The 21,429-nt window shown below is 64.9% G+C and carries 24 protein-coding genes; 13 read left to right on the top strand and 11 right to left on the bottom strand.

The genetic code is table 11. The features are described 5' to 3' along the window. Positions 1–929: 929 nt before the first annotated feature. Both chrA and ABIC09_RS17375 read right to left on the bottom strand, forming a co-directional pair. On the bottom strand, positions 930–2,315 hold the full coding sequence (gene chrA / locus ABIC09_RS17380; RefSeq protein WP_354110003.1) for a chromate efflux transporter: 1,386 nt from the start codon (positions 2,313–2,315) through the stop codon (positions 930–932). Continuing rightward, complete coding sequence (locus ABIC09_RS17375) at positions 2,315–3,133, bottom strand: chromate resistance protein ChrB domain-containing protein (RefSeq protein WP_354110002.1); 819 nt, start codon at positions 3,131–3,133, stop codon at positions 2,315–2,317. Before ABIC09_RS17375 ends, chrA begins: the two co-directional genes overlap by 1 nt. Before the next feature lie 251 nt (positions 3,134–3,384). Between ABIC09_RS17375 and ABIC09_RS17370 the strand changes: the two genes are divergently transcribed. Together ABIC09_RS17370 and ABIC09_RS17365 are read left to right on the top strand one after the other, a co-directional pair. Further along, positions 3,385–4,209 carry an N-acyl homoserine lactonase family protein gene (locus ABIC09_RS17370; RefSeq protein WP_354110001.1) on the top strand — a complete coding sequence of 275 codons (825 nt, stop codon included), beginning with the start codon at positions 3,385–3,387 and terminating at the stop codon, positions 4,207–4,209. Between the two features lie 83 nt (positions 4,210–4,292). Further along, complete coding sequence (locus tag ABIC09_RS17365) at positions 4,293–5,183, top strand: DMT family transporter (RefSeq protein WP_354110000.1); 891 nt, start codon at positions 4,293–4,295, stop codon at positions 5,181–5,183. Here ABIC09_RS17365 and ABIC09_RS17360 read toward each other — a convergent pair. Further along, complete coding sequence (locus ABIC09_RS17360; protein ID WP_354032677.1) at positions 5,180–5,371, bottom strand: hypothetical protein; 192 nt, start codon at positions 5,369–5,371, stop codon at positions 5,180–5,182. The two genes, ABIC09_RS17365 and ABIC09_RS17360, sit on opposite strands and share 4 nt — an antisense overlap. Positions 5,372–5,402: 31 nt before the next feature. Beyond that, a complete protein-coding gene (locus ABIC09_RS17355) occupies positions 5,403–6,560 on the bottom strand; it encodes an MFS transporter (RefSeq protein WP_354086451.1) in 1,158 nt (385 codons plus the stop codon). 155 nt (positions 6,561–6,715) lie between these two features. On the opposite strand from ABIC09_RS17355, the gene ABIC09_RS17350 reads away from it, so the two are divergent. Then, the gene (locus ABIC09_RS17350; protein ID WP_148753509.1) at positions 6,716–7,975 is read left to right on the top strand and encodes an adenylate/guanylate cyclase domain-containing protein; all 1,260 of its coding nucleotides are present in this window, start codon (positions 6,716–6,718) and stop codon (positions 7,973–7,975) included. Here the strand turns inward: ABIC09_RS17350 and ABIC09_RS17345 are convergent. Further along, positions 7,972–9,216, bottom strand: a complete 1,245-nt coding sequence (locus ABIC09_RS17345; protein ID WP_354109999.1) for an MFS transporter — start codon at positions 9,214–9,216, stop codon at positions 7,972–7,974. The genes ABIC09_RS17350 and ABIC09_RS17345 overlap by 4 nt on opposite strands. Positions 9,217–9,366: 150 nt before the next feature. Here ABIC09_RS17345 and ABIC09_RS17340 point away from each other — a divergent pair, with 150 nt between their 5' ends. Beyond that, entirely contained in the window at positions 9,367–10,719 is a 1,353-nt protein-coding gene (locus ABIC09_RS17340) for an Nramp family divalent metal transporter (RefSeq protein ID WP_354109998.1), read from the top strand. A gap of 34 nt (positions 10,720–10,753) precedes the next feature. On the opposite strand, the gene ABIC09_RS17335 is transcribed toward ABIC09_RS17340, so the two are convergent. The 6 genes from ABIC09_RS17335 to hemB all read right to left on the bottom strand — a co-directional run bounded on the left by ABIC09_RS17335 (position 10,754) and on the right by hemB (position 14,684). Further along, positions 10,754–11,152, bottom strand: coding sequence for a PIN domain-containing protein (locus ABIC09_RS17335; RefSeq protein WP_354032681.1), 399 nt, complete (start codon positions 11,150–11,152; stop codon positions 10,754–10,756). Continuing rightward, entirely contained in the window at positions 11,142–11,372 is a 231-nt protein-coding gene (locus ABIC09_RS17330) for an AbrB/MazE/SpoVT family DNA-binding domain-containing protein (protein WP_354109997.1), read from the bottom strand. The genes ABIC09_RS17335 and ABIC09_RS17330 overlap by 11 nt, the downstream gene beginning before the upstream one ends. Positions 11,373–11,505: 133 nt before the next feature. Next, on the bottom strand, positions 11,506–11,988 hold the full coding sequence (locus ABIC09_RS17325; RefSeq protein ID WP_354032683.1) for a hypothetical protein: 483 nt from the start codon (positions 11,986–11,988) through the stop codon (positions 11,506–11,508). 42 nt (positions 11,989–12,030) lie between these two features. Continuing rightward, positions 12,031–12,807, bottom strand: a complete 777-nt coding sequence (locus ABIC09_RS17320) for an arginyltransferase (RefSeq protein ID WP_027529977.1) — start codon at positions 12,805–12,807, stop codon at positions 12,031–12,033. Between the two features lie 119 nt (positions 12,808–12,926). After that, the gene (locus ABIC09_RS17315; RefSeq protein WP_354109996.1) at positions 12,927–13,463 is read right to left on the bottom strand and encodes an RDD family protein; all 537 of its coding nucleotides are present in this window, start codon (positions 13,461–13,463) and stop codon (positions 12,927–12,929) included. A gap of 159 nt (positions 13,464–13,622) precedes the next feature. Then, complete coding sequence (gene hemB, locus ABIC09_RS17310; protein WP_354109995.1) at positions 13,623–14,684, bottom strand: porphobilinogen synthase; 1,062 nt, start codon at positions 14,682–14,684, stop codon at positions 13,623–13,625. Between the two features lie 138 nt (positions 14,685–14,822). Between hemB and ABIC09_RS17305 the strand changes: the two genes are divergently transcribed. The 9 genes from ABIC09_RS17305 (at position 14,823) to ribH (ending at position 21,428) form a co-directional block, all read left to right on the top strand. Beyond that, complete coding sequence (locus ABIC09_RS17305) at positions 14,823–15,326, top strand: DUF6163 family protein (protein WP_148753514.1); 504 nt, start codon at positions 14,823–14,825, stop codon at positions 15,324–15,326. 494 nt (positions 15,327–15,820) lie between these two features. Next, on the top strand, positions 15,821–16,339 hold the full coding sequence (gene ldtR / locus ABIC09_RS17300) for a transcriptional regulator LdtR (RefSeq protein ID WP_148753515.1): 519 nt from the start codon (positions 15,821–15,823) through the stop codon (positions 16,337–16,339). 212 nt (positions 16,340–16,551) lie between these two features. After that, positions 16,552–16,785, top strand: a complete 234-nt coding sequence (locus ABIC09_RS17295) for a hypothetical protein (RefSeq protein ID WP_148753837.1) — start codon at positions 16,552–16,554, stop codon at positions 16,783–16,785. Between the two features lie 38 nt (positions 16,786–16,823). Continuing rightward, the gene (locus ABIC09_RS17290; protein ID WP_148753516.1) at positions 16,824–17,045 is read left to right on the top strand and encodes a hypothetical protein; all 222 of its coding nucleotides are present in this window, start codon (positions 16,824–16,826) and stop codon (positions 17,043–17,045) included. Positions 17,046–17,306: 261 nt separating this feature from the next. Further along, positions 17,307–18,605, top strand: a complete 1,299-nt coding sequence (glyA, locus tag ABIC09_RS17285; RefSeq protein ID WP_354109994.1) for a serine hydroxymethyltransferase — start codon at positions 17,307–17,309, stop codon at positions 18,603–18,605. Positions 18,606–18,634: 29 nt separating this feature from the next. Next, on the top strand, positions 18,635–19,117 hold the full coding sequence (nrdR, locus tag ABIC09_RS17280) for a transcriptional regulator NrdR (protein WP_148753518.1): 483 nt from the start codon (positions 18,635–18,637) through the stop codon (positions 19,115–19,117). Beyond that, the gene (gene ribD, locus ABIC09_RS17275; protein WP_354109993.1) at positions 19,114–20,262 is read left to right on the top strand and encodes a bifunctional diaminohydroxyphosphoribosylaminopyrimidine deaminase/5-amino-6-(5-phosphoribosylamino)uracil reductase RibD; all 1,149 of its coding nucleotides are present in this window, start codon (positions 19,114–19,116) and stop codon (positions 20,260–20,262) included. The genes nrdR and ribD overlap by 4 nt, the downstream gene beginning before the upstream one ends. Before the next feature lies 1 nt (position 20,263). Beyond that, positions 20,264–20,875, top strand: coding sequence for a riboflavin synthase (locus ABIC09_RS17270; RefSeq protein ID WP_148753520.1), 612 nt, complete (start codon positions 20,264–20,266; stop codon positions 20,873–20,875). A 61-nt stretch (positions 20,876–20,936) separates the two neighbouring features. Next, positions 20,937–21,428 (top strand): 6,7-dimethyl-8-ribityllumazine synthase, encoded by a 492-nt coding sequence (gene ribH, locus ABIC09_RS17265; protein WP_354109992.1) that lies wholly within the window; start codon positions 20,937–20,939, stop codon positions 21,426–21,428. Position 21,429 lies beyond the last annotated feature (1 nt).

Raw genomic sequence — 21,429 nt, 5'->3', positions numbered from 1 at the left:
GGGTGGGCCCGCCAACCAAACAATACTCTTTCCGTCCCGCGGGGGGGGGGGGGGGGGCGCCCCCCCCCCCCCCCCGACGGAGCAAGCGGCGAGGCCGTCGCTCTCCAATTCACATTTCAAACAGCAGACACATCTTTGCGTTCCCGCGGCGCCTTTCGCCCGAGTTTTGTCTCTCGCAAGCGCTCTCGTGGAAACGAGGGCGCAGGGAAGGCCGGGCGCCGGCTGGCACCCGCAAGGTCCGTGCGCCATAGAAATGCACACGGGGTGGACCACAGGTGTTGCCGGATCGCCCGGCCTTCCCTGCGCGATGGTTTTAACGTGTCCTTCGTGCTCTCCCCGGGGAGCGATGCACTATTGCCCCCGTCGCCCTGCAGATGACTGATGCGCGTGCCCGGTCGGGCCGCAACTTCACCACAGGACTTGACGCACAGGCTCCGGGCGTCAGGACCACACGACTTGTTCGTCCGCGCACGTCTTCGCTGGAACTCCGGGAGCTGGCGTGTGCTCACGCCCGGAGCCATGCGAAGACGCTGTCAGCGTCGTGTCGTTGGCACGACGATCATTGCTCACGGCCGAAGCCGCCCTGCAATGCCGCTCGCGCCCGACGCCGTCGCGTCCATCGCTGCCCAGCCCGCGGTTCGTGACGATCGCGATCCGCCCCTTGTCGAAGGCCAGGGTGTTTCGCTTGTACGACAAATCCGAATTTCGGTAAAGTGGAATATTTTCGTAGATTGTGATTGACAAGCGGTGGCAGGCCGCCGCGGGTGTTTTGCCCGACGGGCAACAATCGACGGACGCAGGTGCTGGGCTCGTTAACGGCAGCCCGTAGCTCGTAGGATGGGTGGAGCACTGGCGAAACCCATCACCGCGCGCCTTGAAGTCTGCAGATGGGTTTCGCTGCGCTTTACTCATCCTACGGGCTCTAGGTTCTAGATCACCCCCGCCAACCGCAGCGCTACACCCGCGGCACAGCTGCCCGCCAGCACCGTCAGCATCCCGAGCTTGAAGCGGAAGATCGCGGTTGCAGCCGCGATCGACAGCACCAGCGCCGGCACGTCGACGCTGGTCGGCACCGGCCTGTCGAAATCCAGCGGGAAGGCGTGCACCGGCACAGTGTCGCGGAACAGCGTGTGCAGCGCGAACCAGATCGAGAGGTTGAGGATCACGCCGACGACGGCGGCGGTGATCGCACTGAGCGCGCCGGCAAGTCCGGTATTGCCGCGCAGCCGCTCGATATAGGGGGCGCCGACGAAGATCCAGAGGAAGCAGGGCGTGAAGGTGACCCAGGTCGCGAGTAGCCCGCCGAGCGTGGCGGCAAGCATTGGCGACAGCCCGCTTGGGTCGCGGTAGGCCGCCATGAAGCCAACGAACTGAAGCACCATGATCAGCGGGCCGGGCGTGGTCTCGGCCATGCCGAGGCCGTCGAGCATCTCGTCCGGCTTGAGCCAGTGATAATGCTCGACCGCCTGCTGGGCGACGTAAGCCAGCACCGCGTAGGCGCCGCCGAACGTGACCAGCGCCATTTTTGAGAAAAACAGCGCTATCTGGCTGAACACGCTGGCCTGTCCGAGGGCCAGAAGCAGCGCGATCACCGGCACCAGCCAGAGCGCCAGCCACAACGCGCCGACGCGGATCGTGCGGCCGGTGTCGGGGCGGACGTGGTCGGGCACGGCTTCGCCGAGCATGCTGTCGATCAAGGCGCCGTTGCCGCCGTTGCCGTGACCGGCCGGCGCGAACTCGGGACGGCCCTGTTTGGCACCGGCATAGCCGATCACGCCGGCGGCGATGATGATGATCGGGAAGGGGACGGCGAAGAAGAAGATGGCGACGAAGGCGATTGCGGCCAGCGCAATCATGATGCGGTTCTTCAGCGCGCGCTTGCCGACCCGCACCACGGCCTCGACGACGATGGCGAGCACGGCGGCCTTCAGCCCGAAGAATAGCGCTTCGACTAAGCTGACATTGCCGAAGGCGGCGTAGACGTAGCTCAGGCCCATGATGGCGATGATGCCGGGCAGGATGAAGAGCCCGCCCGCCATTAGTCCGCCGGCGGTTCGGTGCATCAGCCAGCCGACATAAGTCGCGAGTTGCTGCGCCTCCGGTCCCGGCAACAGCATGCAGTAATTCAGCGCATGCAGAAAGCGGCCCTCGGAGATCCAGTTCTTCTCTTCGACCAGGATCCGATGCATCACCGCGATCTGGCCCGCGGGCCCGCCAAAACTTAGGCAGGCGACGCGGAGCCAAACGCGAAAGGCCTCGCCGAAGCTGATGCCGTGACCGGCATCAGCTCCTGCTTGGGCATTACGGATATCCATCACGCCTTCGCCTTGTTGGTCGGCCAGTTGTGAGTTTCTCCGGTCGCATCGCGGCACCAGCGATAGAAGGCGTCGTAGAGCAGCATGCCGGCCTCGAGCTGGTCGAGATCGTCATCGTACATCCGCGACAGCCCGAGGGATGCCGCGAGCAGGCCGGGCGCCTCCGGCGCGAGATCCGGCCGCGCGGTGTCGGCGCCGCGCACCAGCGTGGCGAGCCGCAGCAGCGCCGGCGTGGCAATGCCGAACTCCTCGATCATGACATCGAAGGTGCAGAGCTCGCCGCGGTGGCTCCAGAACACGTTCTCGATGTCGAAGGGGGCGGCGTTGAAGCGCTCGCCGACCGCGACCACCTCGGATGGTGCAACAAACAAGAACACCGCGTTGGGATCGACGAAGCGGCGGATCAGCCAGGGACAGGCGATGCGGTCGACCTTGGGCCGCGCCCGCGTCACCCAGACGGTGCGGCCTTTCGCATCGCGTGGCGGCAGCTTGCGGGTATCGACGAGCGGCAGCTTTGCCGCCTTCCAGCCCTCGAAGCCGCCTTCCAGCGTCTCGGCCCGGACGCCGAGTTGCCTGAGCCAGGCCGCGGTGCCCTGCGCAAGCTTTTCGCCGCGAAAGCATGACACGATCGCGGAGCGGCCGGCGAAGGCGGCACCCCACTCAGCAATATTCTCATGGCTCAGCTTGATCGAGCCGGGGATCAGCCGCCGGTCAGCGGCAAAATCCTCCTCGGTGCGGACATCGATCAGAGCAGGGGCGTTGGCCGTGCCGATCAGGCGCGCCAGCTTGTCGGATGATATGGTCGTGAAACTTGACATGATGCGTCCTCGCATAAAGCAAACGGGACGCGATACTTGGGCATGTCGCCTCGTGGGGAGATCGCTCAAATCCCCATGGCGCTGATTACAGCGAAATCGCGCCACGCTGTCAATCGCCGGTTTCATTGGTACTGAGCGTTCGAAAGATATGTGGCTCGGGCCTATACTGGCCGGGTGGAAGCGGAATTCTGCGGCAGGGGCGGGGTTGATCCTCGGTCGCAGCTAGTAGGCGCTGCCAGGGAGGACCAAGGATGACACGCAAGATCACGCTCGCTCTCGCCGTTGCCGCATTCGCGCTGTCCGCCCAGGCTGCGTTCGCGCAAAAGCCGGCTGTCGAGAGACTCTACATCATGAATTGCGGTGAGGGTGTTGCCGGGGACATCGGGCGCTGGTCACCCGGAGTGAACGAAGGCCAGTCGATGGATTTCGTCGACACCTGCTATCTCATCAAGCACAGCCAGGGCTGGTTCCTGTGGGACACCGGCATCTCCGATGCCGTCGCCGCGATGCCGAACGGGCTTGCGCCTGCCGATCCGAAGGCCGTGACCTGGAAGCGGCCGAAGACGCTCGCAGCCCAGCTCGAGCAGATCGGCGTCAAGCCCACCGACATCAAGGCGATGGGCGTCTCGCATACGCACCCCGATCACATCGGCAATGTCGAGATGTTTCCGCAAGCGACGCTCTACGTGCAGAAGGCCGAATATGACTGGCCGGGTGCCAACAACGAGCCGCGCTTCAAGCCGTCGCATCCGGTCGAGCTGCTCGTGGGCGACAAGGACGTGTTCGGCGACGGCAGCATCACCATCCTTTCGACGCCCGGTCACACGCCGGGGCACCAGTCGCTGCTGGTGAAATTGCCGAAGACCGGGGCGGTCGTGCTTTCCGGCGACGCAGTCCACTTCAAGAGCAATTGGGAGGCCCGGCGCGTTCCCGTCAACAATGTCAGCAAGGACCAGTCGGTCGCCTCGATGCAGAAGATCGCCGACACGATCGACAAGGAGAAGGTGCAGCTCTGGATCAACCACGACAAGGCCCAGCGCGACAGCCAGAAGATGTCGCCGGAGTTTTATGAATAGCTTCGCCGGCGACCCTGTTGCCACCAGGGTGGCAGCAGGGATGTGCTAGCCGCCTCCAGAAGCTCCGGGACGGGAGGCGAAGCGTGGGGGAAGGGCTCGGGGTCGCGATCGCGCTGGCGTCAAGCAGCATTGGCGGCACCGCGGCTGCGATCACCCGCTATCTCGTTGTCGGCGCCGATCCGGTCATGCTGGCGATCCTGCGCTGGGGGATCGGCTTTCTGTGCCTGCTGCCGTGTGCGCTGCTGCTCCGTGTGCGCTGGCCGCAGCGCGCGGACTGGCCGGCCGTGATGGCGCTCGGCATGTGCTTCTTCGGCCTGTTCTTCGTCCTCTACAATATCGCGGTCTCCTACACGACCGCTGCGCGCGCCAGTCTCGCGCTGGCGACGCTGCCGCTCCACACCATGGTCGTCGGTGCGATACTTGGCGTGGAACGGCTGACAGCGCGCAAGATCGGCGGCGTCGGCATTGCCGTGCTCGGCGTTGCCGCGGCATTGGCGGTTGGCCTGGCGCAGAGCCCGCCGGGCGCCTGGCGCGGCGAGCTGATCATGACCGGCGCGGTGTTCTGTATGGCCTTCTACAACGTGCTGGCGCGACCGCTGATGCAGCGCTCCAGCGCGCTCGGCTTTCTGACGGTCAGCATGGGCGCGGGCGCTGCGGTGCTGGTGATCGTGGGCCTTGCGAAGGGCAGCTTTGCCGCGCTCGACCATTTCACGACGGCGCAATGGATCGCCGGAATCTATCTCGGCGCAGGCGGCGGCGCGCTCGCCTTCATCCTCTGGGTCATAGCGCTGGCGCGCGCGACGCCAACACGCGTTGCCAACACCATGACGGTCAATCCGATCGCGGCGACCTTGCTGGCGGCACTACTGATCGGCGAGCCGATCACGCCGAATCTCCTGATCGGGCTGGTCGCCGTATTCGCCGGCATCTGGATCGCGACCACCCAGCCGAACCGGCCTAGCTCTCCGGCTTAGCTTTTTGGCGCAGTGACCGTCGGCGGGCTCGTGTCCGGCGTCTTCTTCGGCTTTAGCGTGCCGGCGTAGAAGGAGACGAGCCAGACCAGGATGATGGCGAGGAGATAGACGCCCCAGGCCTGCGGAGGCGTGATGGCCCAGCGCAGGAGGCCTTTGAACGTGCGGGGCGGGCTTTTGTCGTCGGTCATGGTGCGCTTGTGCGCGAAAGCGCAGGCTCGGTCAATCCGGCCGCGGCGCCGCGCGGATCAGGAACAGCGCAGCCAGCGCTGACAGGCTGAGCGCGGACGAGACCATCAGCACCTTGGCGCCCATGACATCGATGAGCAGCCCGAAGGCCAGCGGCGCCACCGCCTGCGCCATTCGCGCCGGCGCGCCGATGATGCCGAGGCGGTAGCCAAAATCCTTCGGGCCGAAGATCGACAGTGGCAGCGTGCCGCGCGCGATGGTGAGGATGCCGTTGCCGGAGCCGTGGAACAGCGCAAACGCGCTCGCCGCAGGAGCTCCAAAGATGGCGACGACGGCAGCTCCGATCGGATGGGTGAGGCAGGCGAGCCGCGTCGACCACAGCGGATGAAAGCGACTGAGAAAGCCTGCTTCGAGCAGGCGCGCGACCACTTGCGCCGGGCCGATCAGCGCGCCGGCCGCGATCGCCTCGACATGGGTCGCGCCCATGGTCTCCAGGATGCGCGGAAAATGCACGGCCATCGCGCCGGTGACGGTCCAGACCGCGGCGAAGACGAAGGCCAGCAGGATCATGGTGCGGTCGAGCGGAAGATGCGGTTTTTCCGCCGTCGAAGCCGCCTGCTTGGCGCCCTTGATCGCCGGAAGCATGAAGAAATTGAGCGGCAGGCCGATCAGGATGTTGGCGGCAGCCCAGGCGAAGCACGTGTCGCGCCAGCCGATATGGGCGAGCCCCCAGGCAGTGAGGGGCCAGCCGACGGTCGAGGCAAAGCCCGCCATCAGCGTGATGCCGGTGATGGGCCTGCGGGCTTCGGTGCCATAGATGCGGCCGAGCGCGGCGAAAGCGGCATCATAGAGCCCCATCGCCATGCCGATGCCGAGCACGAGCCAGGCGAACGCCATCACCGGAACGGATTGCGACAATCCAAGGAGCACGAGGCCGGCGGCAATGGTCAGGTTCGAGACCGACAGCACCTGCCGCCCGCCGAAGAGATCGATCTGCCGCCCGATCCGCGGCCCCAGCATCGCGGAGATCACCAGCGAAGCCGAGAACGCGCCAAAGATCCAGTTGGTGGAGATGCCGAGATCGTGCGCCATCGGATCGGCGAGCAGGGCCGGCAAATAATAGCTGGAGGCCCAGGCCAGGGTCTGAGTCGTGCCGAGCGCCAGGATGATTGGAAGCTGGCGCCCGCTCATGTCGCCGTATGTCTGGTCGTCGGTGTCATCATTTGCATTTGCAGCCCGAGGCGCGGGCGCGTCAACAGCGTCCACGACATATTCGACCTGCTGCGGGCGGGAGCCTTGGTTGGGCGCGGCCTTCCGCTCGTCACGAAGGCACGCCATAATGGCGCATGCAATTGACCTCGCGCCTTGCGCTGATGAACTGGCTGGCCGGCCAGGGGCTCACCGGCCTGCCCGAACCCGAACTCTTGCGCGGCTTCTGCGAGCGCTGCCGAGCCGAAGGGCTGGAACTCTCGCGCGGGCTCGTCGTCATCGACACGCTGCATCCGATTTACGAGGGCCGCGCCTTCCGCTGGAGCGATACGCCGACCAACGAGAGCGACGTGGTCGAATACGGCTCGACCGCCGAGGGCGACGCGGCCAAGAACTGGCGCCGCTCGGTGTTTTATCATTTGCTCGAGCATGGCCACGACGAGATGGTGATCGACCTCGCCGACGCGCCCTCGCTCGATTTCTCGCAAATCGGCGACCTCGCCGAAACGGGTCACCGCCATTTCCTGGCTTTCGTGCACCGCTTCGGCGAGACCGGAGCGCTCGGGCAGATGGACTGCCTCTACTCCTCCTGGACCACGCGACGCGACGATGGCTTCACGGAAGCCGAACTCGCCGCGCTGCGCGATCTCGTGCCGGTGCTCGGACTCGCGATCAAGTCGGCGCAGCAGGTCGACATTGTGCGGACGCTGGGGCGCGTCTATCTCGGACGCGATGCGTCGGAGCAGGTCCTGCGCGGGCGCATTTCGCGCGGCGTCACCGAGCGCATCAATGCCGTGCTCTGGTATTCGGATCTGCGCGGCTCGACCGGGATCAGCGAGAGCATTGGGCCGGACGAGATCATCCCATTTCTCAACGACTATGCCCAGGCCGTGATCGACGCGATCCACGAGGCCGGCGGCGACGTGCTGAAGCTGATCGGCGACGGCGTGCTCGCGATGTTCTGGGGCGAGGACATGGCGGATGCGCGGCGGGCCGCGCTACGGGCCGAGCACCTGTTCCGCAAGAATATCGGGGCGCTGAATGAACGTCGGGCGGTGGAAGGCCGTCCGACGACGTCGGCCTATATCGGGCTGCATGTCGGCGAGGTCTTCTACGGCAATATCGGCAGCGAGGACCGGCTCGATTTCACCGTGGTGGGACCGACCGTCAACGAGGTCAGCCGCATCGCCTCGATGAGCCGCTCGGTCGACCGCGAGCTGCTGGCCTCGGCAGAGTTCTACAAGGGCCTCGACGCCGCCGGCCGCCGCTATCTCGTCTCCACCGGTCGCTATGCGCTGCGCGGCATCGGCCGCGCGCAGGATCTCTACACGCTCGATCCGGAGGTCGACGCGAGCGAGCCGGTGACCGGGAGCTACGAGCGGTATCTGGCGAATTAGCACCGCGCAGTCAATTCGTCCCCCACCATGGCCGGCTGCCGATCCAGCGCTACCGCAGGCGACAGCCAAATGATGAGCGCCTGCACGGCGAACACGGCTGCGGCGAGGTAGAGGCACGCTTCCGCGCTGTAAAGGCCGCCGACGATGGCGCCGAGCGCCGAGCCGAGCGGGCGGGCGCCGTAGCTCATGATGTTGATCGCGGACACGCGCCCGAGCAGGCGCGGCGGCGTCACCGACTGGCGCAAGGTCGTGGTCGAGATCACCCAAAGGATCGGCCCGACGCCGAGCAGGAAGAAGCTGAGGCCCGCAAGCCACGGTGAGGGTACCAGCACCGTCAGCGCCATCACGGCAGCTGCGACGAAGCCGGTGACCGGGCCGAGGCCGACCACGGTGCCGAAGGCGATGCGCTTCATCACGCGTGTCGCAAACAGCGCGCCGATCACCATCCCGACGCCGTACATCGCCAGCACGGCGCCGACGCCGGCGGCGGTCAGGCCGAGATGGCGCACCGCGTAGGGCACGAACACCGCGATCTGCAGGAACCAGCCGGTGTTGAAGATGAATTGCGTGACGAACACCGGCCGCAGCAGCGGATGGTGAAACACGAAGGCCGCGCCCTCGCGGATGTCCTGGAACGGATGGCGCCGCGGCGAGGGCGCACGTGCGGGCTCGTAGATGCCAGAGAGCAGCACCACCGCGATCGCCGAAAGCGCCGCGGCGAAGCCGAAGGCGGGGCTTGCGCCGAGCCAGCCCACTAGCGCTCCGCCGACCGCAGGGCCGCTCGCGAAGGCGACGGTGCGGGCAAGCTCGATGCGGGCATTCGCAGCCGGCAACAGCTCCGAACTCACCAGCGAGGGCACCAGGGCCGGCGCGGCCACGCTGTAGACCGCGGTGCCGCACACGGCGGCAAAGCCGAGCAACGCCAGCAGCGGCAGGTTGAGCGCGCCGAGCGCGAGCAGCAGCACGATCGTTGCCAGCGCCACCGCTCGCAGCGCCTCGGCGCCCGCCATCAGCGAGCGGCGGGAGATGCGGTCGGCGAGCAGGCCGGCCGGGATGGCAAACAGGACGAAGGGCAAAGTGAGGGCGGTCTGGAGCAGGCCGGTCTGGCCTTCCGCCACACCCAACGTCAGCACGGCGACGATGGGGGCAGCGGCCAGCGCGATCTGCTCGGCCGACTGTGCCGAGAGGTTGGACCAGGCGAGACGGTTGAAGGTTTTTGGGAGGCGAGGCGGATTTGACATGGCGCGTTTCCTGCAAAGTCGAGCTGCCGCCAGTAGGCGCCTCTTGGGACGGCCAAACCCACCCGCTTCCCGACAGGGCTGCGGAACCGATGCGGCTAGATGCAGTTGCAAATGAGTTGCAATAAGCCTCGACTTCAGTATTGTGCCAGCATGGATGCCCGATCGCCTGATCTGACCCCTGAAGCCACCGGCTGGCGCGCCGACGCGCCGACCACCAAGAGCCTGGCCGAGGTCAACGCCACGGTCACCATCCCCGCAGCGGGGGCGTGGTGGCGGCGGCTGCTGGCCTTCGTCGGCCCGGGCTACATGGTCTCGGTCGGCTACATGGACCCCGGCAACTGGGCGACCGATCTCGCCGGCGGATCGAAGTTCGGTTACACGCTGCTCTCGGTCATCCTGCTCTCGAACTTGATGGCGATCCTGCTGCAATCGCTGGCGGCACGGCTCGGCATCGTCACCGACCGCGACCTCGCGCAGGCCTGCCGCGCGACCTATTCGCCCGCCACGAACTTCATGCTCTGGCTCGCGTGCGAAGCAGCGATCATCGCCTGCGATCTCGCCGAGGTGATCGGCACCGCGATTGCGCTCAAGCTCCTGTTCGGCATTCCCCTGGTCGGCGGCGCGCTGATCGCCGCGCTCGACGCCTTCCTGCTTCTCATCCTGATGAATCGTGGCTTCCGTTTCCTCGAAGCCTTCGTCATCGCGCTGCTCGTCGTGATCGCAGTCTGCTTCACGGTCCAGCTTGCCGCGGCAGCGCCGCCGGTTGCCGAGATGCTCAGGGGATTTGTGCCGAAGGCCGAAATCTTCACCAACCCCGAGATGCTTTACATCGCGATCGGCATCATCGGCGCAACGGTGATGCCGCATAATCTTTATCTGCACTCCTCGATCGTGCAGACGCGCGCCTACGAGCGCAACGACGAAGGGCGCCGCGAGGCGATCAAATGGGCGACGACGGACTCGACCATCGCCCTGATGCTGGCGTTGTTCATCAATGCCGCGATCCTCGTGGTCGCCGCCGCGACCTTCCACACGAGCGGCCATTCCGACGTCGCCGAGATCGGTCAGGCCTTTGAGCTGCTGTCGCCGCTGCTCGGTCTCGGCATCGCCTCGACATTGTTCGCGGTGGCGCTGCTGGCGTCAGGCCTCAACTCGACGGTGACGGCGACGCTGGCCGGCCAGATCGTGATGGAAGGCTTTCTCGATTTGCGCCTGCCGAGCTGGGCGCGCCGCCTTGTGACGCGCGGCATTGCGATCGTTCCGGTGATCATCGTCACCGCGATCTACGGCGAGCGCGGCACCGCGGATTTGCTGGTGTTCAGCCAGGTCGTGCTGTCGATGCAGCTGCCCTTCGCGGTCATCCCGCTGGTCCGTTTCGTCTCCGACCGCCGCAAGATGGGGCAGTTCGCCATTCCGGTCTCCGTCGCCGCGATCGCGTGGATCGTCGCGGGCGTGATCGTGGTTCTGAACGTGAAGCTGCTGGTAGATACGCTGTTCGGGTGATGTCGCTACGGGGACCGTTCGGCTTAGCGGTAGATCACAGGAACGGATTGGTGATGCGAAGGCCTTCCTTCAACACCATCCCATGTTGGAAGTCTTCGGACAGCAATGTCTGGCATCCCGCGTGAAGCGCCGAGGCTGCGATCATCGCGTCGTAGGTCGCCATTCCATAACGTTCAGCGAGGCTCAGGCCGGTGTCATGAATATCCAACGTGACGGGGTGGATCGTCAGTAGACCACGCAACGAGTCCAGGAAAGTGTGCGTCTCTCGCCACGACAATTGCATTTTCCGGCGCGCTACGTTGGCAAGTTCGTTGAGGACCTGCACGCTGATCACGCCGCCGCCCGAAAGAGCTTGCTCGGCGCGATCAGCCTTCGTCGCGTCGCCTGACACGAGATAGGCGAGGACGTTGGTGTCGAAGAAGCTAGCGGGCATTCGCTTCTTCTCTGTCGAACTTGAAGTCGGCAGGAAGGCTGCCCCGAAGGGCACGAAGACGCTTTAGCAGCTCGGCACGGTCTGGCTTGCGCGCAACACTGAACTCCCGCTCCCCAGCAACGTGAATTTCGATCTCATCGCCTTCCTTCAGCCGAAGCGCTTCGACGATCGTGGCGGGAAGGCGGACTGCAAGGCTATTTCCCCATTTGGCGACTTGCATATGACTTGCCCTCCGTTAGATATACGTGACGATATATGTATATCTAACGTACAGGATGTCAAGGCCAATACTGGCAACCATGCGTCGCCTGCGCTGGCGACTTGCTTGTTGCGTAACCTCTTTTCATTGCCGACTAACACAGTCCAGACATGTGCCTGAACTTCCAGAGAGATGGCACATCCTGCGGATTGGCTTTCGGCACGTAACCCTGCAGCGTTGCCTTCGGTCCCTTCGATCTGTTTTCATCACGGCCGCATGAGATCGGACCGTCGTATACGCTCATGGTGACATAATAGAAATCGGGCAGGACCTTCTCGATTCTAACATCGGACTCGACGTCTGCATTGGGGCGTGTCCACGAATGGATGATCTTGCGCCCAGGTTCAGTCGTGTCGAATAAACGAGTATCCGGGGCAAAGAGATCGGCGATCTCGCCAACCTTATTGACCTGTTGTCCGTAGCCGTTGAGGAACTTCAGAAGCTTGGCTGGTGGAGGTTTGGCCTCGACGCAACGACCATAATGGTCTTTGTAGCCGGGATCGCAGGCATGGGCGCCGATGCTCGATGTCATGATTAGGGCGGGGAGTGCGACCAGGATGGAGAGTGCGGATGGCACGCGCGTGTTTCTGCTCGCCGCGCGACGTCGACCCACCGTCCCTCAATCCTGCGGCTCGGACGCCGCGTCGCCCTGCGCATCGATGCGCAGCCAGCCTGAGGGCGCGAGGCGCTGCTGCGGCAGGAAGCGGGCCTTGTAGTCCATCTTCTTGGAGCCCTCGATCCAGTAGCCGAGATAGACGTAAGGAAGCCCTTGCCGGCGGGCGCGTGCGATGTGGTCGAGGATCATGAAGGTGCCCATCGAGCGGCTGACCTGGCTCGGCTCGAAGAACGAATAGACCATCGACAGGCCGTCGCTGAGCACGTCGGTGAGCGCGACCGCGATCAACTCCTCGCCGCGGCCGGTGATGCCGCTGTCGGGGCCGCGTTTGCGGTACTCGATGATCCGGGTCTCGACATGGCTGTCCTCGACCATCATGGCGTAGTCGAGCACAGTCATGTCGGCCATGCCGCCATGGCGGTGGCGGGCATCGAGATAGGCGCGGAACACCGAATATTGCTCGGAGGTCGGGACTGCGCTGCGCTGCTCGCCGATGATGTCGGCGTTGCGTGCCATCACCTTGCGGAAGTTGCGGGAAGGGCGGAACTCGTTGGCGATGACGCGGACCGAGACGCAGGCCCGGCACTGGTCACAAGCCGGCCGGTAGGCGATCGACTGGCTGCGACGGAACCCGCCATGGGTCAGGAGGTCGTTGAGGTCGCCGGCGCGCTCACCCACGAGGTGCGTAAACACCTTGCGCTCATGGCGGCCCGGCAGATACGGGCAGGGGGACGGCGCCGTGAGGTAAAATTGTGGGGTGTCGCGCGAGTGCTGGGTCAAGGGACGTCGTGGGCCTCCGAAGTGAATGTCAGCATCGCGCTACGAAAGCTCCGGGTCAATCGGTCCGCTTGGCAGGTCAGGTCAGCCAGCTTAAGCGGACTTGGTTGATAGGTCCTTGATCAGTACGTCCTGGCCGCTTGCGGCACCGGTGCGCGGACCGAGTTGTTGATCACGACCGTTCCCAGCACGAAATCGTGCAGCAGGCGCCGGCGGCCGTTGAACAGGCCGACCAGCACGACGAACGGCGACAGGAACGACACCGTCACCCAGAACAGCACGGCATGGGTGGCGCCGAGGACAAAGTAGCCGGGCGCGCCGTACCAGGTGCGCAATTCAAGGTCCATGATCCGCATCCCGATCGTCGCGGAGGAGGAACCGCCGATGCAGGCGCCATAATAGACGATGGCCCAGACCACGGAGGCGGGCCAGGCCAGCCAGAACAGCGCCCAGCCGATGCCGAGCGTGACCACGCCGAACACCGCGATGAAGATGTAGCCGAGGATGACCGGAACGGAGATCACGACCATGTCGATCAGGAACGCGAACACCCGCCGCGTCGCGACACCGCGGAACAGTTCCGGATGCAGATAGGGATCGTAGGCGTGAGCCGCGCCATCACTGCGCCAGGCGCCTGCACCACCCGAATCATAAGACATCGTCCGTCCTCCCAGGGAAAACTCCCGTGGCAGGACATGGGAACAGGCTATTCCCCTGCCAAGGGTGCGCAGAGGTTAACAAGCCGAAATATTCCGGCGATTCGGGGGCGGGGGAGGCGTCACGACGACGCGGGAGATACGCCCACCGGCTACGAGAGCTTATCCTTGGCTCCGCAGCTTCTCTGCCGCCTTCGGCGCAAAATAGCTGAGCACGCCGTCCGCGCCGGCGCGCTTGAAGGCCAAGAGGCTCTCCATCATCGCGCGGTCGCCATCGAGCCAGCCATTGTTGGCGGCGGCTGCGATCATCGCGTATTCGCCCGAGACTTGGTAGGCGAAGGTCGGCATCGCAAACGTGTCCTTCACGCGGCGGAGCACGTCGAGATAGGGCATGCCCGGCTTCACCATCACCATGTCGGCGCCTTCCGAGATGTCGAGCTCGACCTCGCGCAGCGCTTCGTCGGTGTTGGCGCTGTCCATCTGGTAGGTGCGCTTGTCGCCGGTCAGCGTCTTGGCCGAGCCGATCGCGTCGCGGAACGGGCCGTAGAAGGCGGAGGCGTATTTGGCCGCATAGGCCATGATCTGCACGTCGAGCAGACCGGTGCGGTCGAGTGCCTCGCGGATCGCCGCGACGCGGCCGTCCATCATGTCCGAGGGGGCAATGATGTCGCAGCCGGCTTCGGCCTGCACCAGCGCCTGACGCACCAGCACCGCGACCGTCTCGTCGTTCAAAATCTTGCCGTCGGCGATCAGGCCGTCATGGCCGTGGCTGGTGAAGGGATCGAGCGCGACATCGCAGAGGATGCCGAGATCGGGAAACTCCTTCTTGATCGCGCGTACCGCCTGGCAGACCAGATTGTTCGGGTTGGTCGCTTCCGAGCCTTCCTCGTCGCGCAAGGACGGGTCGGTGTAGGGAAATAGTGCAAGGCAAGGGATCGTCAGCTTCATGGCGCGCTCGGCCTCGCGCACGGCCTGATCGACGCTGAGACGCTCGACGCCGGGCATCGAGGCAATCTGCTCGCGCTTGTTGTTGCCGTCGATCAAAAACAGCGGCCAGATCAGGTCGTCGGTGGTGAGCACGTTCTCGCGCACCATGCGCCGGGCCCATTCGGCCTTGCGGTTGCGGCGCGGGCGGACGGTCAGATCGAGGGCATGGGGCACCGCTGCACCAGTCCCGCGCGCGACCTCGCGCAGTTCGATCGGACGTCCGTATTTGATCGCCATCACTCTTCCTCCGGCTGGAATTATTCTTATACCAGCTCGCGTGGTTCCCGTCACCGCGGCTTGACCTGCCGCAAGGCAGAATCGAACTGAGCCGCGCTGCCGATTGATTTTGCGGGGCGAAACAGCCAGAAGGGGGCCATGTCCGAGATCTCCACCCGCGATGCGGCCCGCGACAGCGCCAATGCCAGGGACGCCGTCAGAGACAGCGCCCGCGACAGCGCGATGTCGGTTGCGGCGATCTCGTCGGAGCGGCCCGAGTCCGATGATAATGTCTGGACGCGCCGGCTGGTGCTGTTCCTGCGGGTGATGGCGCTGCTGTCGATCCTGAAGGGCCTCTATCACTGGGCGCAGGTGACGGGTTTCGTCGGCGGCGAGGACGAGGCGTTCGAGAACCAGTCGATGGCTTGGCAGGCCTCGACCATCTACTTCGCCGTGATCGAGCTCGTCGCCGCCGTCGGCCTCTGGCTCGCCACGCCCTGGGGCGCGGTGGTGTGGCTCACGACCGTGGTCTCGATGGCGGTGATCGAGCTGATGTTCCCCGGCATCTATGGCGGCAGCCTGGTCGTGGTCGGCGTCGAGGCCTTCATGCTCGCCGCCTATCTCGCGCTCGCCTGGATGGCCGCGCGCGAGCGGCCGCCATAGCGAACTCTCGTGCCCCGGACGCGACGCAGCGCGCCGCACTTCCGGCGTGATGCGTTGCAGAGCCGGGGCCCATGTCTCCACTACCTATGCTCCGGCTTTTGGGTCCCGGATCTTCGCTGCGCTCGTCCGGGACACGAGCGAAGTTGTCGCGACTTGGTTGACCACTCGTTGCGTAAAATTCGAGGTAACTTTTCATTGACCTGGCGATATCCGCCACAGCTCCTAAGCGTGCGTTTCGAAACGGGGCGGGGCTGTTCTGGAATGCGACAGAACGTGCGGACGGAGGGTGAACAGGACCTTGCGACGGTCAACAGAGGGTTGCGAAAAGCCCTTGTGGTACAGGCTTAATCCGCAATTCACTGTCTTAAATTCATGATCTCTTTATTCTCTTATTTAAGCCGATCTTCAAACGCCTCCCCTTAAGTTGCACCTATCAGACGGGACACAAGTTTCGTCGAATGAGTGTCGATAAAAACGACAACAGGGGAAGTGTCATGATGAAAGCCGTCGCAACTGCGGCAGATACCGCAGAGCGCGTTTCGGGCCCGCAGGGTTCGGTGCAGTCGCTCTATCTGGAAGCATTGACTCTGGTGGAGCGGTTGCATCGCCGTCTCCTCGACGTGATCAAGGACGAGTTCGATCGTCGTGGCCGCGCCGACATCAATTCCGTGCAGGCGCTCCTGCTCTATAACATCGGCGACAAGGAGCTGACCGCGGGCGAACTGCGCACGCGCGGTTACTATCTCGGCTCCAACGTCTCCTACAATCTGAAGAAGCTCGTCGAGCTCGGCTTCCTCGACCATCAGCGCTCGCGCGTCGATCGCCGCTCGGTGCGCATCCGCCTGACGCCGCAGGGCCAGGAAATCCGCCGCATCGTCGACTCACTCTACCAGAAGCATGTCAAGACCGTTGAACAGGTCGGCGGCATCTCGGGCGAGGAGTTCTCGACCCTCAACAAGTCGCTGCACCGCCTCGAGCGGTTCTGGACCGACCAGATCCTGTATCGGCTCTGAGCTTTCGAAGGGATTTGGCCAAGCCGGCCCATAACAAGACCGGCAAGCCTTCCCGAAAGCGTCTACCGAACGTGCCTGGACTTCCCCCAAGCGCGCTGGCCCGGCTTCTGCCCGGACCGGCGCGTTTTGTCGTCTCGCGGTTGCGAAAAAATCGACAGTCAGGCGGAACCAGTTCCCTGCCTTCCGGTTATTTCTCCGGATCGGAGGATGCGATGCTGGTCGAACGCGGGTTGCAGGCTACGAACGTCGAGCTCGTGAGCGATTCCTACGCGATCGCCGCGAATTACCTTCGCCGCTCCGGTGCGATCCCCGACACGCTCGTCACCAATGAGCGCCTGCTCGAGATCATCATCAAGCTGCTCCAGCAGGGCGAATTCAACAAGATCAGGCTGGCCAACAAGGCCATTGTCAGGTTCGAGGCGCAGTCCGGCGCCCGAGCCGCCTGATCAAAACTCCCGAAATCCCAGCGAACCAGAGGGGTGCCATGGAAGCCGCCATCGACCGCATCATGCAGACCTACGACCTGCTCGCCAACCGCACGTCCGCGGCGAGCGCAGAGGCGCGGGCCAAGGTGACCAACTACCTCAACACCTTGATGGAAGCCGGCGAGACGGACCCCCACAGGTTGACGGTGTGCGGCCTGACCTATCTGCGCCAGCTCGACGGCAGCGTGGACCCCGTGAAGGCGGGGTATACCGGGCTGTAGGGGGAAATCTGGCGGGCGCCAGCGCGCCATTTTGGGTCCGAATCGGACTCTTCTGGGATGGTCGGATCGGTGCGGTTCCGGAGAGCCGTCCACGCTCCAAATCCTTCGATCCCCACCATATCTTGCATAAATGTCAGGCCCGACCCGCAACTACTTGGCCGAGGGCGGGCGATGTGGTAGATCGCGCTCGCCGCTTCCGATCACCACACCAGACCCGTCCGCAGCCCGCCAAAAGGCTGCGGCGGTGGAGATATTCGCAAGATGACCTTCGCCAAAACCGCCTCCGCGCCCGATTCGTTTTTCACCGCCTCGCTCGAGCAGGCCGACCCGGAAATCGCCGCCGCCATCAAGGGCGAGCTCGGCCGGCAGCGCCATGAAGTCGAGCTGATCGCCTCCGAGAACATCGTCAGCCGGGCCGTGCTGGAAGCGCAGGGCTCGGTGATGACCAACAAGTACGCAGAGGGTTATCCGGGCGCGCGCTACTACGGCGGTTGTGAGTGGGTTGACGTCGCCGAGAACCTCGCGATCGATCGCGCCAAGAAGCTGTTCGGCGCCAACTTCGCCAACGTGCAGCCGAACTCCGGCAGCCAGATGAACCAGGCGGTGTTCCTGGCGCTGCTCCAGCCCGGCGACACCTTCATGGGCCTCGACCTCGCGGCCGGCGGCCATCTCACCCACGGCTCGCCCGTCAACATGAGCGGCAAATGGTTCAAGGCCGCGCACTACACCGTGCGCCGCGAGGATCAGATCATCGACATGGACGCGGTCGCCAGGCAGGCCGAAGAGGTCAAGCCGAAGCTGATCGTCGCCGGCGGCTCGGCCTATTCGCGCGCCTGGGACTTCAAGCGTTTCCGCGAGATCGCGGATTCGGTCGGCGCTTATCTGCTGGTCGACATGGCGCACTTCGCTGGCCTCGTTGCCGGCGGCGTGCATGCCTCGCCCGTGCCGCATGCCCACGTCACCACAACCACGACGCACAAGTCGCTGCGCGGTCCGCGCGGCGGCCTGATCCTCAGCAATGACGAGGTGCTCGCCAAGAAGCTCAACTCGGCGATCTTCCCGGGTCTGCAGGGCGGCCCGCTGATGCACGTGATCGCGGCCAAGGCGGTTGCCTTCGGCGAGGCGCTGCGTCCGGACTTCAAGGCCTACGCGAAGAACGTCGTCGAGAACGCCAAGGCGCTGGCCGAGACGCTGAAGAGCCATGGCTTCGATATTGTCTCCGGCGGCACCGATAACCATCTGATGCTGGTTGACCTCAGGCCGAAGGGCCTGAAGGGCAACGTCTCGGAGAAGGCGCTGGTCCGCGCCGCCATCACCTGCAACAAGAACGGCATTCCGTTCGACCCCGAAAAGCCGTTCGTCACCTCGGGCCTGCGTCTCGGCACGCCCGCGGCGACGACCCGCGGCTTCGGCGTCGCCGAATTCCAGCAGGTTGGCGGCATGATCGCCGAGGTCCTCAACGCGATCGCGCAGTCCGACGACGGCAAGGCGCCGCTGGTCGAGGCCGCGATCAAGGAACGGGTCAAGGCGCTCACCGACCGGTTCCCGATCTATCAATAAGGTCCAAGTAAACTGGTCAAGGTACACGGATGCGCTGCCCGAACTGCAACAGTCTCGATACGCAGGTAAAGGACTCGCGTCCGACCGAGGATTCCTCCGTCATCCGCAGGCGGCGCGTGTGCGTCCCCTGCAATTTTCGCTTCACCACCTTCGAGCGCGTACAGCTGCGCGAGCTCACGGTGATCAAGCGCAACGGCCGCCGCGTGCCGTTCGACCGCGACAAGCTGATGCGTTCGGTGTCGATCAGCCTGCGCAAGCGGCAGGTCGAGCCGGAGCGGGTGGAGAAGATGGTCTCCACCATCGTGCGCGAGCTCGAGACCGGCGGCGAGGCCGAAATCTCCTCCGAGGTGATCGGCGAGACCGTGATGGAGCATCTGCGTACGCTCGACGACGTCGCCTATGTGCGCTTCGCCTCCGTCTATCGCAATTTCCGCGAGGCCAAGGATTTCGCCGACGTGCTCGGCGAGCTCTCCGGTGAGGAGGAAGCGCGGCTCGCCGCGATCCGCAAATGATCTTCCGAATCCTGGAGGATCAGTTCGCCCAGAAGATCCGCGAGACGAAGGACGCCGATCGCCGCTTCATGCAGCTTGCGCTGTCGTTGGGCCGGCGCGGGCAGGGGCGGACCTGGCCCAATCCAGCCGTCGGCGCCGTGATCGTCAGGGACGGTGTCATCGTCGGCCGTGGCTGGACGCAGCCCGGCGGACGGCCACATGCCGAGCCTGAGGCGTTACGTCGGGCCGGCGAGGGGGCGCGCGGCGCCACGCTTTATGTCACACTCGAGCCATGCTCGCATTTCGGCAAGTCGCCGCCTTGTGCAGACGCGGTGATCGCAGCCGGCATCAAACGCGTGGTGGCGGCGATTGAGGATCCCAATCCGGAAGTGGCGGGGCAGGGCCATGCGCGCTTGCGCGCGGCCGGCATCACCGTGGATGTCGGCCCGTGCGCCGCGGAGGCCGCGTTCGACCACGCCGGTCATTTCCGCCGCATCCGCGACAAGCGTCCCCATGTGATCCTGAAGCTCGCGGTTTCACCTGACGGCAAGATCGGCGCTGCCGGCGGCAAGCCGATCGCGATTACGGGCGAAGCTGTGCGCAACCGCGTGCATCTGTTGCGCGCCTCGTGCGATGCCATCCTGGTCGGCATCGGCACGGTGCTGGCGGACGATCCGCAGCTCAATTGCCGCCTCCCGGGTTTGGAAGCGCGTTCTCCCGTGCGTGTCGTGCTCGACCAGAATTTGCGCATTCCGGCCGCGAGCCAGCTTGTTCATTCCGCGCGCGAGACGCCGCTGTGGGTCGTCAGCTCCGAACTCGCCGAAGCCGCCGCGGCGACACGCCTTGGCGCTGCCGGCACGCGGGTGATCCGCGTACCGCCGGGTAGAGGAGCCGGGCTCGACCTTCCGGCCGTTCTGCATGCGCTCGCCGAGAAGGGCATCACGCGGCTGATGGTCGAGGGCGGCAGCCGCGTTGCGGCATCGTTCGTGTCCGCCAACCTCGTCGACGAGATCTGGCTGTTCCGCGGAGCGGAAGAGGTTGGCGCGGACGGGGTCGATGCGCTCGATGCATTGCCCCTGTCGAAAATCACGCAGTCGCAGGCCTACAAGGTTCATGCTAGCGAGACATTCGGTCACGATACTCTCACCATCTACGAGCGCGCCTAACATGTTCACCGGCATTGTCACCGATATCGGCGAGATCGTCAGCTTCAAGCCCGTGGCGCAGGGCCAGCTGCACCGGCTGCGCATCGCCTGCAGCTACGATCGGACCACCATCGCCGACGGCGCCTCGATCGCCTGCAACGGCGTCTGCCTCACCGTCGTCGCCTCAGGCGTCGCTGAAGGCAAAACCTGGTTCGACGTCGATGCCGCCGCCGAGACGCTGGCGCTGACGACCGCGAAGCACTGGAAGCTCGGCACGCGGCTCAATCTCGAGCGTGCGCTCAAGATCGGCGACGAGCTCGGCGGCCACATCGTCGCCGGCCATGCCGACGGCATCGCAACCATCGTCAGCCGCGAGGACCTACCCGAGATGGCACGGTTCGAACTCTCCACCACGCGGGAGCTGGCGCGCTTCATCGCCACCAAGGGCTCGATCACGCTCGACGGCGTCTCGCTGACGGTCAATACGGTGAAGGACGTGACCTTTTCGGTGCTGATTATCCCGCATACGCTTGATGTCACGACGATCGGCGGCTGGAAGGCGGGCACTGAGGTCAATATCGAGGTTGATTTGATGGCCCGCTATGCGGCGCGCCTGACGGAAATGACGGTTTAAAACTTGGCTTACCCGCCTGCGGCGACTACATAGCGCCGACCCCAGTAAACGGATTGAGACGATGGCAGACGCGCGGCGCGCACCCCTGAAGGACCAGACCGACATTTCCGGCGCACGTGCGCTGATTGTCGAGGCGCGGTTCTATGACGATCTCCAGGACGCGCTTCTGGACGGCGCGGTGGCCGAACTGAAGGCGGCTGGCCTGACGCACGACGTCATCACGGTTCCCGGTGCGCTGGAGATCCCGGCGGCAGTGGCGATCGCGGTCGACGCGGCTGCGGCGAACGGCAAGCCCTACGACGCGGTGGTCGCGCTCGGCTGCGTCATCCGCGGCGATACCATCCATTTCGAGATCGTCTCGCAGGAATCCTCTCGCGCGCTAATGGGTCTTGCGGTGGCGCGAAAGCTGCCGCTCGGCAACGGCATTCTCACCGTCAACAATGAGGACCAAGCCTGGGCGCGGGCGCGCGCCAGCGAGCTCAACAAGGGCGGTGATGCCGCGCGCGCGGCGATCGCGATGCTCCGCATCAAGCGCCGCTTGGCGCGGGCCTGAG

This window comes from Bradyrhizobium sp. S3.12.5 (genome assembly GCF_040548225.1).
GTDB lineage: Bacteria > Pseudomonadota > Alphaproteobacteria > Rhizobiales > Xanthobacteraceae > Bradyrhizobium > Bradyrhizobium cytisi.
The sequence above is the reverse complement of the archived record's forward strand: the minus strand, read 5'-3'. Positions and strand labels throughout refer to the sequence as shown.